The 420-nt window shown below is 58.1% G+C and carries 1 protein-coding gene; it reads left to right on the top strand.

Annotation, left to right across the window (positions count from 1 at the left end):
* Nucleotides 1–38 precede the first annotated feature (38 nt).
* A partial coding sequence (locus ACR9ZK_RS21700; protein ID WP_481344030.1) for a hypothetical protein occupies nt 39–420 on the top strand: 382 nt, incomplete at its 3' end.

Genomic DNA, 420 nt, shown 5'->3' with positions numbered 1-420 from the left:
ATATGGTTCCCGTGCTGTCCGGACTTGGGCTTGGAGCCATGGCCGTGATGGTCGGCATGCTTTTTGGCCCGTCGCAGGTGCTGAGCCGCTTCACCAACATGGTCTTCGGGGGTGGTCTATCGCAACTGACGCTCGCGCTTATCTCCGCTGTGTTGTTGCCGGCAGCTCTTGTCGTTTTGATAGTCACTGCGCCGTCGGTGCTGGGCGCACTGGTGTTTGCCGTCGTCTTCGGTCTTGGGTCGGGGCTGAACAGCATCGTGCAGGGGACTTTGCCACTGGCACTATTTGGAAGTGAGGGCTACGGAAAGCGGCAGGGACAAGTCTTAGCCATTCGTCTGATGATCTCATCGACCGCACCGTTTATTCTGGCGTTCATGATGGAAAACATCGGCGTATCCTGGTCTCTGTCTGTCGCCGCCG

The sequence above is a fragment of the Monashia sp. HAY1-5C genome (assembly GCF_056755255.1).
This window is presented reverse-complemented; position numbering and strand designations above follow the sequence as displayed.